15 protein-coding genes and 1 tRNA gene are annotated in these 15,459 nt (G+C 70.5%); 10 read left to right on the forward strand and 6 right to left on the reverse strand.

The window, feature by feature from the left end; genetic code table 11:
* Window positions 1-48 precede the first annotated feature (48 nt).
* From AB0B96_RS27275 to AB0B96_RS27285, 3 genes are all read left to right on the forward strand, one after another.
* Window positions 49-1,245, forward strand: coding sequence for a DUF2092 domain-containing protein (locus AB0B96_RS27275; RefSeq protein ID WP_362903055.1), 1,197 nt, complete (start codon window positions 49-51; stop codon window positions 1,243-1,245).
* 214 nt (window positions 1,246-1,459) lie between these two features.
* On the forward strand, window positions 1,460-2,545 hold the full coding sequence (locus tag AB0B96_RS27280) for an ABC transporter ATP-binding protein (protein ID WP_362903057.1): 1,086 nt from the start codon (window positions 1,460-1,462) through the stop codon (window positions 2,543-2,545).
* Window positions 2,532-3,413: an ABC transporter permease gene (locus AB0B96_RS27285; protein WP_350949197.1), complete on the forward strand. Its 882-nt coding sequence runs from the start codon at window positions 2,532-2,534 to the stop codon at window positions 3,411-3,413. Before AB0B96_RS27280 ends, AB0B96_RS27285 begins: the two co-directional genes overlap by 14 nt.
* A gap of 244 nt (window positions 3,414-3,657) precedes the next feature.
* On the opposite strand, the gene AB0B96_RS27290 is transcribed toward AB0B96_RS27285, so the two are convergent.
* Window positions 3,658-4,398 (reverse strand): YcnI family protein, encoded by a 741-nt coding sequence (locus AB0B96_RS27290; RefSeq protein WP_362903060.1) that lies wholly within the window; start codon window positions 4,396-4,398, stop codon window positions 3,658-3,660.
* 50 nt (window positions 4,399-4,448) lie between these two features.
* Window positions 4,449-5,000 carry an MFS transporter gene (locus tag AB0B96_RS27295; RefSeq protein ID WP_362903062.1) on the reverse strand — a complete coding sequence of 184 codons (552 nt, stop codon included), beginning with the start codon at window positions 4,998-5,000 and terminating at the stop codon, window positions 4,449-4,451.
* A 103-nt stretch (window positions 5,001-5,103) separates the two neighbouring features.
* On the opposite strand from AB0B96_RS27295, the gene AB0B96_RS27300 reads away from it, so the two are divergent.
* Entirely contained in the window at window positions 5,104-5,577 is a 474-nt protein-coding gene (locus tag AB0B96_RS27300; RefSeq protein ID WP_350949110.1) for a hypothetical protein, read from the forward strand.
* Between the two features lie 13 nt (window positions 5,578-5,590).
* Here AB0B96_RS27300 and AB0B96_RS27305 read toward each other — a convergent pair whose 3' ends face one another.
* Window positions 5,591-7,039 carry a HAMP domain-containing sensor histidine kinase gene (locus AB0B96_RS27305; protein WP_362903064.1) on the reverse strand — a complete coding sequence of 483 codons (1,449 nt, stop codon included), beginning with the start codon at window positions 7,037-7,039 and terminating at the stop codon, window positions 5,591-5,593.
* A 59-nt stretch (window positions 7,040-7,098) separates the two neighbouring features.
* Window positions 7,099-7,929 carry a helix-turn-helix transcriptional regulator gene (locus tag AB0B96_RS27310; protein WP_362903066.1) on the reverse strand — a complete coding sequence of 277 codons (831 nt, stop codon included), beginning with the start codon at window positions 7,927-7,929 and terminating at the stop codon, window positions 7,099-7,101.
* A 708-nt stretch (window positions 7,930-8,637) separates the two neighbouring features.
* Between AB0B96_RS27310 and AB0B96_RS27315 the strand changes: the two genes are divergently transcribed.
* The 5 genes from AB0B96_RS27315 (at window position 8,638) to AB0B96_RS27335 (ending at window position 13,703) form a co-directional block, all read left to right on the forward strand.
* A complete protein-coding gene (locus AB0B96_RS27315) occupies window positions 8,638-9,828 on the forward strand; it encodes an alpha/beta hydrolase (RefSeq protein WP_362903068.1) in 1,191 nt (396 codons plus the stop codon).
* A gap of 243 nt (window positions 9,829-10,071) precedes the next feature.
* Entirely contained in the window at window positions 10,072-11,745 is a 1,674-nt protein-coding gene (locus tag AB0B96_RS27320; protein ID WP_362903070.1) for a serine/threonine-protein kinase, read from the forward strand.
* An 84-nt stretch (window positions 11,746-11,829) separates the two neighbouring features.
* Window positions 11,830-12,660 (forward strand): ATP-binding cassette domain-containing protein, encoded by an 831-nt coding sequence (locus tag AB0B96_RS27325; RefSeq protein WP_350949103.1) that lies wholly within the window; start codon window positions 11,830-11,832, stop codon window positions 12,658-12,660.
* A 51-nt stretch (window positions 12,661-12,711) separates the two neighbouring features.
* A complete protein-coding gene (locus AB0B96_RS27330) occupies window positions 12,712-13,446 on the forward strand; it encodes a hypothetical protein (RefSeq protein ID WP_362903073.1) in 735 nt (244 codons plus the stop codon).
* Window positions 13,447-13,570: 124 nt separating this feature from the next.
* Window positions 13,571-13,703, forward strand: a tRNA-OTHER gene (locus AB0B96_RS27335).
* A gap of 228 nt (window positions 13,704-13,931) precedes the next feature.
* Here AB0B96_RS27335 and AB0B96_RS27340 read toward each other — a convergent pair.
* Window positions 13,932-14,219, reverse strand: coding sequence for an HU family DNA-binding protein (locus tag AB0B96_RS27340; RefSeq protein WP_030909250.1), 288 nt, complete (start codon window positions 14,217-14,219; stop codon window positions 13,932-13,934).
* 395 nt (window positions 14,220-14,614) lie between these two features.
* A complete protein-coding gene (locus tag AB0B96_RS27345) occupies window positions 14,615-14,788 on the reverse strand; it encodes a hypothetical protein (protein ID WP_350949100.1) in 174 nt (57 codons plus the stop codon).
* 163 nt (window positions 14,789-14,951) lie between these two features.
* Here AB0B96_RS27345 and mihF point away from each other — a divergent pair, with 163 nt between their 5' ends.
* Entirely contained in the window at window positions 14,952-15,260 is a 309-nt protein-coding gene (mihF, locus tag AB0B96_RS27350; protein ID WP_329083125.1) for an integration host factor, actinobacterial type, read from the forward strand.
* The last annotated feature ends 199 nt before the right edge of the window (window positions 15,261-15,459 follow it).

Consider the following 15,459-nt stretch of genomic DNA (forward strand, 5'->3'; position numbering starts at 1 on the left):
CGCAGGCTGCTGCTGACAGGGATTGACGGCATACCGTGGAGGAATGAGATGTCTGAGCAAGCGAGACGGGGGCGCGCGGTGAGGTGGGCGGTACCGGTCGCCGCGATCGCGGTGGTCGCCGGAGCCATCGGAGCCGGACCGGTCATCGCCGCCGTCCAGGGGGACCCCGCGCTGCCCGAGCGCACCGCCGAGCAGCTGCTGGCCGACGCCGTCCAGGCGAGCCAGACCGGGCTCAAACCCATGTCGGGCACCGTCGTGCAGACCGCCTCACTCGGGTTGCCGGGGCTGCCCGACGTGGCGGGCATGGGGGGATCCTCGCCCGCGGGCCTGCTCGCGGGCTCGCACGAGCTCAAGGTCTGGTACGGCGGTGAGGACAAGGTCCGCTTCGCCCTCCCGGGGCGGATGAGCGAGACCAACCTGATCGTCAACGGCGACCAGGTGTGGATGTGGCAGAGCGACGCGAACAAGGCCACCCGTATCAAGGTGGGGGAGGCGAAGGACGCCGAGGGACTCGGGCACGGGGGGCCGGCCGACGGCGCCGCACGTAGCGCGCTGCCCACGGCGGCCACACCGCAGCAGTTCGCCCGGCAGCTGCTGGAGAAGGCCGGGGACGACACCGCGATCAGTGTGACCAACACCGAGAAGGTCGCCGACCGCGCGGCCTACCAGCTCGTCCTCGCGCCCAAGGACGCCTCCTCCCTGGTCAAGGAGGTCAAGGTGGCGCTGGACGGGGAGACCTTCGTCCCGCTGCGGATCCAGGTGTACGCCAGGAGCGCGGCCGAGCCCGCCTTCGAGATCGGCTTCACCTCGGTCACCTTCTCCCCGCCCGCCGCGGAGAACTTCACCTTCACCCCGCCCGCGGGCGCCAAGGTCGAGGAGACGTCGCTCGGCGAGCTCGCCGAGGAGCGCGGGCGGCAGGGGGAGAAGCTCAGGGAAGGTGAGGAGATCAGGAACAAGGCCGAGATCGTCGGCGAAGGCTGGACCACGGTCGCGGTGATCCCCGCCTCCGAGATGCGGAAGCTGACCTCGGCACCACGGGACGAGGCCTCACGAGACGCGGCCGGACAGGACGCCGACGCGATCACCGACGCCCTGCTGAAGTCGGCCAAGCCGATCAGCGGCACGTGGGGCAGCGGCAAGGTCGTCCAGACCAAGCTGGTCTCCGCGCTGCTGACCGACGACGGCCGCCTGCTGGTCGGCGCCGTCACCCCGGAGAAGCTGTCCGAGGCGGCCGGTCGGAAGTGAACACGACGCCGGGAGTCAGGTGTCCGCGCCCGGCTCCCGGCGGGCGTCCTCCGATCCCGTGTGCGGGATCGGAGGACGTGAACCGGGGACGCCCTCCGGACCACGCGGGCGTTCGGGAGATCAGGCGGATCCGGCGGCCCGTGAACGTCCGGGGCGTGAGATGAGACGGGGCGGCCGCGCGGCCGTCCCACGACCGACGAGCAGTGGGGGAGAAGTGCCGATCGTCCAGAACGCGAGAAACGGCGGGGACGGTGAGAACCGGAGCGGCGAGACCTCGGAGAGCGGAGCCGGCGAGGTCAGGGACGGCGGGGTGGCCGGGGGTGCCGTGCTGACGGACGAGAGACCGGTGCCGGGTCCCGCCGCCGACGGGGATCTCGCCATTGTCACCAGCGGGCTGACCAAGCGCTTCGGAAGTGGTCAGGTGGCCGTGGACGCCCTCGACCTGGCCGTACCCGGCGGGTCGGTCTTCGGCTTCCTCGGCCCCAACGGCTCGGGAAAGACCACCACGATTCGTATGCTGCTCGGTCTGGTGGCCCCGACGGCGGGGGAGTGGCGGTTGCTCGGCGCGCCGATGCCCTCGGCGGCGGGCGGCGTGCTGCCGAGGGTGGGCGCCCTCGTCGAGGGCCCGGCCTTCTACCCCTACCTGTCGGGCGAGGCCAACCTGCGCCGCTACGACGCCGCCGACCCCTCCGCGGATCCGCGCACGGTCTCGGCCAGGATCGGGTACGCGCTGGAACGGGTGGGCCTCGCCGCCGCGGCGGGCAAGCGCTACCGCGCCTACTCGCTCGGCATGCGCCAGCGGCTGGCCATCGCCGCCGCGCTGCTCGGCCCGAGGGAGTTGCTCATCCTCGACGAGCCGACCAACGGCCTGGACCCGCAGGGCACCCGCGAGGTGCGCGGCCTGGTCAAGGAGATCGCCGCCGAGGGGACGACGGTGTTCGTCTCCTCCCACCTGCTCGCCGAGGTGGAGCAGATGTGCTCCCACATCGCCGTCATGCGAACCGGGCGGCTCGTCGCCCAGGGATCCATCGCCGATCTGCGCGCGCGGGAGACGGTGAGGATCCGGGTGGAGACCCCCGACACCGTCGAGGCGGCGGCCGTGTTGGCGGGGCTCGGCCTGGCGGAGATCCGTCTCGGTGACGGTGAGGTCGGTGCCGCGCTGGGGAGCGGCGCGGCGGAGCGGGTGTGCGCCGCCCTGGTCGCCGACGGCGTCGCCGTCCGCGGCCTCGTCGTCCAGCGACCGAGCCTTGAGGACATGTTCGTGGGCCTGACCGGGGAGGGATTCGATGTCGACGGTTAGCGGTGCCCCTCCGCTCGCGCGGGCGGTGGGCGCCCCTCGGGCATGGCTGCGGCTGCTCGGCTCGGAGATCGGCTTGATCTTCCGGCGGCCGAGGAACATCGCGATGCTCGCCGTGCTCGCCGTGATCCCGGCGCTGATCGGGGCGGCGCTGCGGATGTTCAGCGGGTCCATGGGGGGAGAGGGAGGCGCCGGCGGCGGGTCGGCGATCTTCGAACAGGTCGCGGGGAACGGGCTCTTCCTCACCTTCGCCGCGTTCTCCGTCCTGGTGCAGCTGTTGCTGCCGGTCACCGTCGCGGTCGTCGCCGGTGACTCGATCGCGGGGGAGGCGGGCATCGGCACGCTGCGCTACCTGCTCGCGGCCCCGGCCGGCCGGACCCGCCTGCTGGCCGTCAAGTACGCCGGCGCGGTCGTCTTCTGCCTGGCCGCCGTCGCCGCGGTGGCGCTGTCCGCGCTGCTCGTCGGCCTGCTGCTGTTCCCCGCGGGGCCGATCACGCTGTTGTCGGGAGGGACGATCCCCTTCCTCGACGGCGTGCTGCGAATCGGTGTCGTGGCGCTGTACGTCACCGCGGGCATGGCCGCGCTGGCCGCCGTCGCGCTGGCGCTGTCGACCTTCACCGAGGTGTCCGTCGGCGCCATCGCCTCGACCGTGGTCGTCGTCATCGTGTCCCAGCTGCTGGGGGTCATCCCGCAGCTGTCGGCGATCCAGCCCTACCTGCTCACCCACTGGTGGAGCGGCTTCGACGGTGTCCTGCGAGATCCGGTGGCCACCGGTGAGATGGGGCAGGGGCTGCTGGTCTTCGCCGCCTACGTCGCCGTCTTCGGCTCCGTCGCCTGGGCGCGCTTCACCGGCAAGGACATCACCGCCTGATCCGCCTGATCCGCCTGATCCGCCTGATCTCGGACGGCGCCGTCGCCGCCTCTGTGCCGGGGCCCGCGCCGGTCTCCGGGAAAGGTGCGGACGGACGCGGAACGGCCCCGGGAAGCTCCTGGTGGTTTCAAGGGGGCGTCGCGACTCCTCGGATCGAGGAGTCGCGACGACCACGTGAACCCAAGCCTTCCCGGGGCCGTTCCGCGCGCGACCAGAAGACGATCACAAGGCGATCGAAGGATGTTCAGGAGGCGCGCCCGCGGCGCAGGCCGAGGGCACCGACCACGAGCCCGGCGATCCCGAGTACGAGCCCGGCCCCGCCGAGCAGGCGGGCGGTGCCGTCCGAGCTCTCGACGGAGGCGGCGGGAGCCACGGAGGGTGCCGACGCGGGGGCCGCGGCCGAGGGGGTGGCGGAGGCGACGGCGCCGTGGCCGTCTCCCTCGGCGGAGGCCGGCGTGAGCTTCAGCGTCGGGGCCGGGCGCTCGGGCTCGGAGCCGTCGGCCTTGGGCTCGTCCGCCCACTTCACGACCTCGCCGCCGCTGTAGGTCTGGGTGGTGGGGAAGACGAGCTGGTCGGTGTCGGTGGGCAGGGCTCCCATGGACACCTCGAACTCCTGGAACTGGCCGGGATCGATCTTCCCGCCCGACCAGGTGACCTTCGTGACCGCCTCGGTGAGCTCGCCGTACTCGGTGGTGACCGGTTTGGGGAGCTTGCCCTCGACCACCTTGACCTCCCAGCCGGGCACCGGCTTGACCGAGACGAACGCCAACGGGTGGTCGGTGGGGAAAGTCACCTCGAGCTTGGTCGTCGAGGCGTCGTCGCGCTCGTTCGGGACCCGGAAGGCGACCTTGGTGAAACCGCCCTGCTGGGCGCTGCCGGGATTGATGGTGACGTGCGCGAGGGCGGGGAGGGCGAGGCCGAGGGTGAGCGCGGTGACACCGGCGGTGACGGCGGCGAGTCGACGGCAGGCATGCGTGAGCGACATGGAGGTTCTCCACTTCGAAAATTCGGGGGTTGGGGTTTTCCTTGGTCGAGTCAGGCGGCGGGAAGTGGAGGACCGCGCCGGCTGACGAAGTGACGGAGGACGGCACGCGGGAGAACGGGCGTGACCGAGGCGTACGCGGGACGTGGCGGAGCGGCGACGGCCGCCGGGGGCCGCAGCAGCGGGAACATGGCGCCGAGACGCCGGCCGGCCGAACGGAGCAGCGCCCACAGGGCACTCTCGCCGCGGGCCAGCCACCAGCCGGTGACGAGGGTCGCGGTGAGGTGCGCGACAAGCATGCCGAGGCTCTCGCCCAACCCTCTGACGTGCGGATGCGGAAGCGAGATCCCGGTGGCGTCACCGAGGGCGAACACCTCGTGCAGTGACAGCTGCAGGGTGGCGAGCCCGGCACCGATCGCCACCGCCGACCGCTCCCGTCCCGCGAGCAGCGTGGCCATCGCGGTGACCGACGCGCCCGCCGCGGCCACCGCCCACGGCCCCGGCACCGAACCGCCCGCGGCCACGTGGCCGAGGACGGCGAGTGCCAGGCAGACGGCCGAGAAGGCGGCCGCGCGCATGAGGCGTAATGGGAGGCGAGCGCGCATGGTGACCCACATATTCTCACGTTCCGGGGCGTCTGCCGTTTTAATGTTTTTGTCGCTATGGTTGCCGCGACCGTGAGAGCTCCTTCGAGCCGAGGTGATGGCGATGCGGCACGTCGCTGGGGTGTTGGTCGGACTGGTCGTGTCGGCCGTTCTCCTCTTCGGTGCGGGCTGGGCCGTGCAGGAGGCGGGGGCGAGCCTGGCGGCTGTTCCCTCGGCGGAGAGCGGTTCGAGGACCTGGATCGCCCTCGGGGTGATGGCCGGGATCGGTCTCCTGGTCGGACTGGTGGTCGCCGGTCGTGTCTCCCCGATGGCGGCCTTCGTCCCGTCGATCGTCCTGCTCGCCTGGACCGTGGTCTACGCCCTGGACGTCAGGCGTGCCATGGGCCTGGTCCCGGACGATCCGACCTTCCACGAGGTGCTCCTGCAGGCCGGTCGCGGCATGGGCCTGTTGCTGACCAGCGGCGTCTACGCACTCCTCGGCATCCTGCTTTTCCTGCCGGTGCTGATGCCCTCCCGCTGGGCACCGCGGTTCCGGGACGACGAGGAGTACGAGGAGGACTACGAAGAAGTCCGATGAGCGTGGCCCTCTGTCACCGCCGGTGGTGCCCGGCCGGGCTGACCGGGTTCTCCGCGCAGCGGCCCTCCGCGCCGTCGTTCTTCTCGCAGGTGCCCTCTTCGCCGGAGTTCTTCTCGCCGGTGGCACTCCTGGCGGGCGGTGGTGGGGCCTTCGACGTGTCGTCGAACGTGGCCTGCGGGCCGTTCCCGCGCGGCCGCGCGTCCGACAGCGGTAGCCGCAGGACGAACCTCGCCCCTCGCGGCGAGTCCTCGATCAGCAGGGTTCCCCGATGGGCGTGGGCGATGTCGCGGGAGATGGCGAGGCCGAGCCCGCTGCCGCCGGAGTCGCGCAGACGCCCGTCGTCCAGGCGGGTGAAGCGTTCGAAGACGCGCTCGCGATCGGCGGGCGCGATGCCGGCGCCGTCGTCGACCACGGCCACGGCGGCCTCCCCGTCCTCGACGCCGACGAAGACCTCGACGCGGCTGTCGGCGTGCCGTCGCGCGTTGCTCAGAAGGTTGCCCACCACCCGGATCAGCTGGATCCGGGAGCCGCGGACCCATACCCCGTCGGCGGCCTGGACCCGTATCCGCATCCCGGTGCCCTGGGCCGCCTCCTCCTTCACGAGGGCGCCGAGATCGACCGGCTCCTGCGGCGCGGGGTCGGCGGCGCGCAACCTGGCCAGCTGCAGCAGGTCGTTCACGATCGCCTCCAGCCGGGCGCTGGTCGTGAGCGCGCTCCGGATGGTGTCGCGAGGATCGGTGTCGTCGGGATAGAGCAGTGCCTCCTCCAGTTGCACGCGCAGCCCGGTGATCGGGGTCCTGAGCTCGTGGGAGGCGGTGGAGGCGAAACGGCGCTGCTGTTCCACGGCCTCCTCCAGCCGCGCCAGGGTCTGGTTGGCGGTGCGGGCGAGCAGCGCGATCTCGTCCTCGCCCGGCGGGACGGGCACCCGCAGGCTCAGGTCGCTCGCCGTGATCTCGGACATTCGCCCGCGTATCGCCGCGACAGGCCGTAGCGTCCGCCCCACGACACACCAGGTCATCCAGGACGCCAGGGCGAGGAGAACGAGGAGACCCGCGCTGATGAAGTACTCCAGGTGGTTCTTGTGCAGGATCGCCGGCTCCCTGAGGCCCGCGTAGACGACGGGTGAGTCGGCCGCGGCGGAGACCCGGATTGCCATGACCATGAGGGGGCCCTCGGTCAGCTGCTGGAACCGGTCGTCGGACGGAGGGCGGAAGGAGCTCATCGGCGCCATGCCCATCGCTCCCGTGCTGGAGTTGACAACCACGCCGTTGGCGTTCACCACCTGGACGAGATCGACCGGAGCCGAGACGGGAATCGGATCGGGAAGGGTGCCGAGCCTCGCCATCGCGCTCCACTGGCTCGCGACCTGCTCGGCGTTGCCGAAGGCGTCGTCCTGGAGCCGGTAGCGGATCGCCATGTCGATGCTCGCCCCCACCACGGCGAGGATGACGAGGAGCACCATCGTCGTGATGATCGTGTATCGCGCCTGGATCGAGCGCAGTCGTGATCCCTCCGCGTTTTTCACGACGACGCCGGCGTGGAGAGGCTGCCCAGCAGGTCCAGGGCGTGCGCGGACGGGCTTCCGGGTTCGGCCTGGAAGACGATCAGCTTCTGACCGAGGGAGCCGCCGATGGTGAACAACTCGTACGCGAGCGTCAGGTTACCGACGTCAGGGTGGCGGAGGCGTCTGGTCGCGAGGCTCTCGGTGGACACGTCGTGGCGCGCCCACAGGCTGCGGAAGTCCGCGCTCTTGAACGAGAGCTCGTCGATCAGTTCGGTCAGATACGGATCGTCGAGGCCGGCGCCCGCGACGGCGCGCAGCTGGGCCACCTTGGAGCGGGCGGACTCCTCCCAGTCCCGGTAGAACAGGTGGGAAAAGGGGTTCAGGAAGATCAACCGGAGTAGGTTGTCCCTGTGCTCCAGCCGGTCGTAGAGGGCGTCGCCCATCTGGTTGGCGGCCAGCACGTCCATCCGGCGGCTGGTCACGATCGCCGGGGTACGGGGCCAGCTTCGTATCAGCCGCAGCAGCTCCGGTCTGACCTGGTCCGGCAGCCCCGCGTTCTCCAGCCGTCGCGGCCGGGGGTGCGCCAGCTCGTGCAGGTGCGCCGTGGCGTCGGGACCGAGGTCGAGGACCCGGGCGAGAGCGTGGAGCACTCGATCGGAGGGGTGACGCTCCCTTCCCTGCTCCAGGCGGATGTAGTAGTCGGTGCTGACCCCGGCCAGCATCGCCACCTCTTCCCGGCGCAGCCCCGGGGTCCGCCGATACCCCGACTGGGGGAGCCCTACCTGGTCGGTGACGATGAGTTCGCGCCGGGCGCGCAGGAACTCACCCAGGAGCTTGTCGCTGTCCATGGCATTTACGGTATGTCAGAAACCCTTTGACAAGGTGGCAGTATCACTCCCACGAAAGCTTCCCTCGCCTTGGGGAATCCCTGCTCAGAGCCGCTTTTGGTAGATCGTTCACGATGGCCGTCCACCCTCGGGCCGATGATCGGCCGACCGTTTCGTCGACCTCCGCCTGAGAGGTTTGTGGCTACGCGCAAGGGATTTCGGCGCAAAGGAGGGCGGTGGGTGTCGCCGGAAAGCCGGGTCCACACATGGGGAGACCGTTCCGGTCAAGAGTGCTTCAAGTGCTCACCAGGAGCTGTCCCACGACCCGCGATGATCATTGTTGTGTGACAAACATCACATTTAACTCGGCGGGACTTCGTAGTATGCATCTCGGTCGCCAAGCTTCGCTGTCCTGGTCGACATCGAGGTGGTCGGGAAGTCGGCGTCCGGAGGGTTTCGCCGGCCGCGTCCAGGTCGTTCGCGGTCTCGTCGAACGCCGGTGTGGCGGGGGTCGCCGTCCCCGCCTCGGTGGCGCCGTGAGGCGAAGGGGGGCGGAGGTCGACCGGCGAGCCGATTCGGGGTGGGGTCGCAGGCGTGATTACGGTCGGTGTTCGGATGTGACGCCAGGGTGACGTGTACTTGCGTGATACGTAGTTGTAATCTTCTCGATATGTTCAATCGCCGATAGAAGCCCATTCTGGGGGGAATGTCCTTTTTTGGAGGTCCCCCATGCACGATGAGATCGATATGGACGTCAGTCCGGCCTATCCCTTCAGTTGGCAGGCCGCAGCCCTCAACGTGATCATGCGTGGCACCTTCAAGCCCATCTCCGACCTGCTGCTGAGGAACGACGTCGGCTTCGCCGCGGCCTCCCGCATCGTCGCGCTGGCGGGCAGGGTGCCGTTCCGCCTGCCCGTCCACGTCACCGTCACCCCCGACGAGGCGGGACCGTGCCCGGGGGAGTGGGTACGCGCCGGGGAGGAACTCGACGAGGACAAGGTCCTGCTCTACTTCCACGGCGGAGGCTACTTCGCCTGCTCCCCGGTGACCCACCGGCCGATCACCTGGCGCCTGGCGGCCGCGACCCGGCGCCCCGTACTGGCGGTCGACTACCGCCAGGGGCCCGTCCACCGGCCGGCCGAGGCCCTTGAGGACGCGATCGCCGCCTACCAGTGTCTCCTGGAGAACGGGTACGACCCCGCCGACGTCGTCTTCAGCGGGGATTCCGCCGGAGGCCACCTCACCCTCGCCACGCTCCTGGCGCTCCGAGACCGGGAGATGCCGCTGCCGTCCGCCGCCGTGTGCCTCTCCCCGTGGGCGGATCTCACCGGCGCGCCCCGCAGGGTCAACCGGCTGCTCGACCCGATGATCCCGGCCGGTCGCGTCGACTGGCTCGCCCGCCGCTGGACCGCGGGCCTCGACCCCCACGACCCCCTGCTCTCCCCGGTCCTCGGCGACTACACCGGCCTGCCCCCGCTGATGGTCGTCACCGGCTCCACCGAGGTTCTGCGCGACGAGGGCCGCCGCGTGGCCGAGCGGGCCCGCACCGCGGGGGTGCCGGTCACGTACGAGGAGTGGCCCCGCATGCCGCACGTCTTCCCCATCCTCGCCGACGTCGTCCCCGAGGCCCGCGAGGTGTATCCGCACATCGCCCGCTTCCTCGACGCGGCCCAGGACCTCCCGCCCGTCCATGACGGCTCGAAGCGGAGGCGCGCGATGCCGGACCTCACCGCGTCGGACCTCACCGCGTCGGATCTCTCCGTACCGGGCCTTCTCCCGTCGGGGCTTTCCGTTCCCGACCTTTCCGCGCCGGATCTCACTCCCGAGGACACCGCTCCGGCGCTCCGCAAGCGAGCAGTGCCTCCGGGGCCTCCGGGGCGCCCCGGACGCCCCGGACGCTCCGGATCCGCCGCCGCCTGAGACGCGGCGCCCGCGACAGGCCGCAGGCCTTCCGCGCTGGTCACACCGTTCCACCACGTCCCAAGGGCATCCCGCACACCACGGATTTCTTACCCTGAGGGATCATTCGCCTTACCTCTCATACCCCTTCTGGCCGGTCGGGGGCGAAGGACGCTCGAATCCCGCCACAGTGTGCTTGCCGGTAGCCCGCGCACGAGAGGCTCAACGAGGATGGCACGTGGGGGAGCAGGTCCTGGAAACGGCATGCCGACCGGTGTGCGGCCGCTGACCGTCGGAGACCCGATCGGCATCGGCCGCTACCTTCTGCTCGGCCGCCTCGGGGTGGGTGGGATGGGCATCGTCTATCTGGCCGAGCATCCGCAGGGTGGGGTGGTGGCGCTCAAGACGCCGCATCCGGTGCATCTCAACGATGCCACGCTCCGCGCCCGTTTCGCGGAAGAAGTGCGATTCTCCCGAAGAGTGGTGCCTTTCTGTACCGCCGCGGTGATCGAGGACGGCATCGACGGGAACCGTCCCTACCTGGTGTCGGAGTACGTTCCCGGCCCCGCGCTCTCCCAGGTGGTCTCCGCGTACGGCCCCCTCACCCCCGATCTGGCGTACGGTGTCGCCCTGGGGGTGGCCGCCGCGCTGGTGGCGGTGCACGAGGCGGGGCTGGTCCACCGCGACCTCAAGCCCGGCAACGTGCTGCTGTCGGACACCGGTCCCCGGGTGATCGACTTCGGTATCGCGAGGGACGTCGACGTGCTCGCCGCGCACACGCAGGCCGGGCAGGTCATGGGCAGCCCAGGCTGGGTCGCCCCCGAACGGCTCACCGGAGGGCTCGCGATGCCCGCCTCCGACGTCTTCGCCTGGGGCTGCCTGATCGCCTACGCCGCCGGCGGCCACCACCCCTTCGGCGCGGGGGAGGCGGACACGCTGACCCGGCGCATCCTGGTCGAGCCGCCGAGGGTGGCCTCGGTTCCCGCCCTGCTGCGCCCGGCCGTCGAGGCGTCCCTGGCCAAGAACCCCGCGGAACGACCCGGTGCGGCCGACCTGCTCGGAGCGCTGCTCGCCGCGGGCGGCGTGGGCGATCCCTGGGACCTGCGCGAGGCGGTCGCGGAGGTGCTGGCGGAGATCTGGACACCGGTGCCCCGCACCCCGGGAGCCGGGATGGTGCGGCTTGAGGCCCCGCCATCACCGCCATCACTGTCATCACCGCAGTCGCCGTCGTCGCGTCTGTCGCACGCGTTCGCCCGGTCCTCCCCGCCCTTCCGTACGCATGACGAGCCCTCGATCCCGGTGGAGATCTCCGGCAAGAGGGCCCGCAGGGCCGCGCGCAAGGGTGCGCACCTGTCGCAGGCCGGCTTCGCGGCGCTCGCCACGGTCTCCATGGCGGCGGTCACCGTGGCCGCGGCGACCGGTGGCGGCGGTTCCGGTTCGGACGGCGGCTTCGATGTCCCCGAGTCGGTGCCGCTGGTTCTCCCCGCCGAGGGCACTCCCACGGCCTCCATCTTCCACGCCGCCACCCGTCCGCCCCCCGGCACGCCGCGGGACCGGACGCCGACCACTCCCTCCACTGTGGAGATCACCACCACCAGGACCGTCTCACCGCCCACCACGAGCTACGACGGCAGCGACGGACGGCGGGAACCGGCGCCCGAACGCCCGCGGGGCCCCGGTGGCTCCGGCGACTCGCCCGACGACGGCGACGACCCGCGCGACTGCGCGGACACGACCGCCAGGGGCAAGGGCAGGGCGAGGGACTGCCCGAGGGCCTCGGACGATCCCAGGCCCTCGGGCGGCACCAAGCCCTCCTTCACCCAGATCCCGCAGACGGGCGACGGTGAGAGCCCGATCCCGACCCCCACCGTCCCCGCCCCCTCGGGGACGACCATCACCCCGCACCCCACCCCGGGCCCGTCCATACAGATGGGCTGAGACCCGCTTTGCGGGCGATGGACGGGAAGGTATCGGTGCATCGGTTAAAGTGAGCGCCGCGAATCGACGCGGAGGGGGATACCGATGGGCGGGCCTGTGTCCGGTGCGGTGGAGTTGAGCGGCGTCGGGGTCCGGGTGGTCGGCCGTACCCTGCTGGAAGGCATCGACTGGCGGGTCGGATACGGAGAGCACTGGGTGGTGCTCGGCCCCAACGGGGCGGGGAAGACCACGCTGCTCTCGTTGGCCGCCGCCGTGCGCCACCCCACCGAGGGGGCCGTCACCGTGCTCGGCCAGCGGCTGGGCCGGGTCGACCTTCGCGAGCTGCGCCGCCACATCGGTCTCGTCGCGGCCAGCCAGCGGCTCGTCGACGAGGAACTGCTGGAGGAGGAGGGGGCCACCGCCCACACCGTCGTGCTGACCGGCCACACCGGGACCAGTGCCCCGCTCTGGGACCGCTACGGCCCCGCCGAGCACGAGCGCGCCCATCACCTGCTCGCCGACCTGGGCTGCAAGGACCTCGCGGACCGGCCTTTCCGTGTCTGTTCCCAGGGGGAGCGCGCCCGCGTCCGCGTCGCCAGGGCGCTGATGTCCGAGCCGGTGATCCTGCTGCTCGACGAGCCGTTCGCCGGGCTGGACCTGCCCGCCCGCGAGGATCTGATCACCGCGGTGGAGGACCTGGCGGAGGTCCGCCCGGCGCTGACCACGGTCACCGTCACCCACCACCTGGAGGAGGTCCCGGCCACCACGACCCACGCCCTGCTGATGCGCGACGCCCGCGTCCAGGTGGGCGGTCCGGTGGCGGAGATCCTGACCGCGGAGAACCTTTCCGAGTGCTTCGGGCGTCCGCTGCGCGTCGACCACTTCGACGGTCGCTGGGCCGCCCGTGCGGTCCGCGGCGGGTACCGCGCGGGGTGATCTGCGGAAAAGCGGTGTTATGTGGGTGATCTTCCCGCTACGGTGTCACCCATGGCGACCAAGTTGAACCAGATCCTCGCCGTGGAGAAGGGCGTCAAGTCCGACACCCAGCGCAAGGTGACCGACGCTTACCACACGATCCAGAAGAACGCCCTGCTGTCGGGTCTCTCACGGACCTACCAGCCCATCGACGACGAGGGCGAGCAGCTGCCCCCGGAGGCGACCCGGGTGCAGGTGCAGGGCGAGGATCTGCTCAAGCAGGTGGGCGCCGCGCTCACCCGGCTGTTCGACGTCACCGCCACCAAGGACTGGGCCAACTGCTCGGCGAGGGCCGACATCAAGGTCGACGGCTCCACCCTCCTGGAGGACGTGCCCGTCACCTACCTGCTGTTCCTGGAGAAGCAGCTGGTCGACCTGCACACCTTCATCGCCAAGCTGCCCGTCCTGGACGCCGCCGAGGCGTGGACGCTGGACCAGTCGACCGACTGCTGGCGGACCGAGCCGGTCAAGACGACCCGTACCAAGAAGGTGCCCCGCAACCACGTCAAGGCGGAGGCGACCGACAAGCATCCGGCCCAGGTAGAGGTCTACCACGAGGACATCGTCGTCGGCTTCTGGACCAAGGTCACCTTCTCGGGAGCCGTGCCCCAGAAGCGGGTGAACGAGCTCCTGGAGCGGGTCGGCAGGCTGCAGAACGCGGTGAAGTTCGCCCGTGAGGAGGCGAACGGCACCGAGATCACCTATCAGCGCGTCGGCGAGAAGGTGCTGGGCTACGTTCTCGGGTAAGATCACAGGACTCCCCGTTGGAGCACGGGGATGCGCGAAAGCGCGAAAGCTGAAACTGAACCGTCAGACTGACACGCGGTCACAGTGGGGGTTCGAGTCCCTCTCCCGGCACCGTCGAGCCGGGATGGCCCAACTGGCAGAGGCAGCCGCTCACGCTCAGACTCTCGCTCCAGATTCAGCATTCGCCGCCGGGCGCCGGATCGAACGGATACGGGCGACGAGGTCGAGTGCGGGTTCGAATCCCGCTGGGTGCTCCACGTGCGCCCATAACTTAACGGCAGAGTGCGACCTCATCATGAGTGACCCGGGTCCTTAAACGTGCCGGTGCCCCGACATGGCGGCACTCCAGGCCCTCGGGGAATGGATACTTCCCCGGGGGCCGCCGTCCTCCCGATGTCGCCCTTGGCTCCGCCCACGTCTCGGGTGAGGCCCCGGACGGTCTGCGCGGGCACGAGGAGGCCGATCGGTGCGTAGTCGCGGGAAGGTCAGTCTTTCTTGCGCTGACGGATCAGGCCCATGAACCCCGGGCTGGGCTTGAACTTCGCCGTCCAGGTCTCCGCGATCTCCAGCGGTTCTCCGGTCTGCGGGTTGCGTCCGGTCCGTGCGGGCTTGTGGACGATCTCGAAGGACCCGAACCCGGGAATCGCCACCTTGTCCTCGGCCGCCACGGCCGTCTGGATCGTCCCCAGGATCGCGTCGAGAGCCGCGGCCGTCTGCCTCCGGGTGAGCCCGGCCTCGGCGGCGGCCTTCTCGATCAGCTCGCGCTTGTTCATAGGGAACAGTTAACGCCATCACCACCGGGTGAATCGAGCCCCGTTCCCCACTCGCACCGGTCGGGGGAGCGGGATGCCTCCCCGGTGAACCGGGCCACGAAGGTACCGCCCCTGCGACCTGTTGACCCGCTCGCCGCGCGGGTGCCCGCCGTTTCAGGCGGCGGGCACCCGTCCTCGTTCAGCGTTCGGGCTGGGCGGCCAGCCGTTCCGCCTCCGTGTGCAGTGCCTCGACGAGGATGAGCTCCAGGAGGAGATCTTCGTCAACGAGGCCGATCAGAACATCCATCGAGCCTCCCTGACTACTTGACGTCCCAGTGGTCTCGGAAGTTGACAGGCGTACCGAACAAGACTCGAACCTGATCCGACTTCGATCGCCGGCATGCGCGGGGATCCGTCTACGCCGGAACCAGCTCCGCCAGGTCGACGTGCTCTCCGACCTCGCGGATGCTCATGCAGTACGCCACGAGGACCCGCCGTCCGTCGATCCGGCGGCTGACCAACAGGCAGGGGCCGTCGTGGACCACGATCGCCTCAACCTCGATGCCCTGAGGGCTTCGCCAGATACCCATGAGCCCGAGGCTACGGAGAACCAGGTAAGAGCGGGGTAACCAAACAGGCATATCGTGATGCGCAGTACGTATATCGGGGATCTATCTGTATGTCCTCCGATGATTAACCGGGTGGCTTTGGGTAGCAGGACCCTGGAATTACCGTCATCAGGGAGAAAACACCATGGCTTTGCCCAAGCTCACCCCCGAACAGCGTCAGGCCGCCCTGGTCAAGGCCGCCGAGACCCGCACAGCTCGCGCCAAGCTTCTCGCCGAGGTCAAGAACGGCGCGCTCAGCCTGGAGCAACTGCTAGGCCGTGAGGACGACATCGCCAAGCGCATCAAGGTGTCCCAGGCCCTTCGCGCCCTGCCCGGGGTCGGAACGGTCAAGGCCGCGCAGCTGATGGAGCAGGCCGACGTGGACGAGGCGCGTCGGCTGGGAGGTCTCGGTACCCAGCAGCGCCGCAAGCTCATCGAGGCCGTCGGCCGCTGAGATGCCCCCGACCGGCCGCCGCCCGCCGTTCCCGTGAGGAGGACTCCCGGGAACGGCGGGCGGCCGAACGGGATACCCCAGGTCGCGGACGTGGGACGGGCGGGAAGACGGGAGGGCCCCGCCGCACGGACTCGGGGGAAATCCGTGCGGCGGGGCCCTTCGATCGATCGACGACCTGGTCGTCGAACCCGTCTCGGGG

The organism is Streptosporangium sp. NPDC049046 (assembly GCF_040649155.1).
In the GTDB taxonomy this organism is placed as follows: Bacteria; Actinomycetota; Actinomycetes; order Streptosporangiales; family Streptosporangiaceae; genus Streptosporangium.